Genomic DNA, 1,408 nt, shown 5'->3' on the forward strand with positions numbered 1-1,408 from the left:
CCCCCTTGTTGGCCCTGGGTCAGCAGGTGCAATACGAACTGGTGGACGGGGATCCCGCCATCCCGGGCAGCCAGATCCTCAAGGGCTATGTGGACGTGAACGGCGTGCGCATCGAAGTGCTCCAGGTGGAGCTGGTTGGCTCGCTGGACAATGCCGCCAGCAACAGGTTTGACTACAAGGTGACCCTGTTCGAAGGGGTGCACCAGAGCGGCGGTGACGGCTCGACCAGCCTGCCCCTCAAGCTCGACATCATCGACAGTGACAAGGGGGGTGGCAACAACGACAGCACCACTGGCACCCTGGACATCACCATCAGCGAGGGGGTCAGGCCCATCGTCAACGGGGTGACCGTCGACAGCGTGACCCTGGGGGAGGGACGTTTCGATGGCGCCGCCAGTGGCGCGACCGCCGACGATCAGCTCATCTCGGGCAAGGTGACGGTACAGGCCTACTCGGACCCCATCGTCGATGTACGCCTGGTCTTGAGCGGTCAGGTCATGGACGTCAACGGCAATCCCGTCACTCACAATGGCGAGGCCCTCACCTGGCAAGCCGTGCCGGGTAGCAACGGCCATTCCTTCCAGGCCCTGACCGCGAGCGGCACCCTGGTGCTGAGCGTGACCCTGCCCAATGTGCCCGATAGCGTCGCGGCGCACACCAAGGTGGATTTCGATTATCAGGTGGTGACTCACACCAATCTGGACCACGGTGCGAACGACAGGCTCGACATCCGTGTCGGCATGCAGGTGACGGACAGCGATGGCACCGTCAGCAAGGGCGATACCCTCATTCATGTCACCGATGCCGCCGATCCCCAGCTTGGCATCGACACCGGCATCAGCCTGCAGGAAGGGGCCTCGGGCCAGACCCTGGACGGCCAGCTGCCGGTCAATGTGGGCAGCGATCGCCTGGTCTCCCTGAACTTCGAGGCAAGCCAGCCCGCCCTGGATAATCTGACCAGTGGCGGCAAGCCGACCAGCTATCAGGTCAACGGCAACGTCATCACCCTGCTGGATGCCGGCGGCAAGACCATTCTGACCGTGACCCTGGGGCTGGACGGCAAGTACCATGTGATGCTCGATAGCGTGCTGGATCAACCGGTCAACAGCAACAGCGTCAACCTGGGGCTGCAGGTGCAGGGCACCGACTTTGACGGCGACCAGAGCAACCTTGGCACCCTCAATATCGCCATCACCGATGGCGCCCTGCCGAGCGTGGACGCCGTCTCCCTGACCCTGGTGGAAGACAGCGACTGGAGCGCGGCTCAGACCCTGTCCGGTGATCTGAATATCACCGCCGGCAGCGATCCCCTTGCCAGCATCAGCTTCGATGCCAGCCAGCCGGGCCTGCAGGGGCTCACCAGCGGCGGTGCGCCTGTGGTCATCAGCATCAGCGGCAACAGCATCAG

General features: G+C 63.8%; 1 protein-coding gene. It reads left to right on the forward strand.

Annotated elements, in window-relative coordinates:
* A partial coding sequence (locus G113_RS20075; protein WP_005914681.1) for a T1SS-143 repeat domain-containing protein occupies positions 1 to 1,408 on the forward strand: 1,408 nt, incomplete at both ends.

Origin of the sequence: Aeromonas molluscorum 848, from assembly GCF_000388115.1 — a bacterium.
GTDB lineage: Bacteria > Pseudomonadota > Gammaproteobacteria > Enterobacterales > Aeromonadaceae > Aeromonas > Aeromonas molluscorum.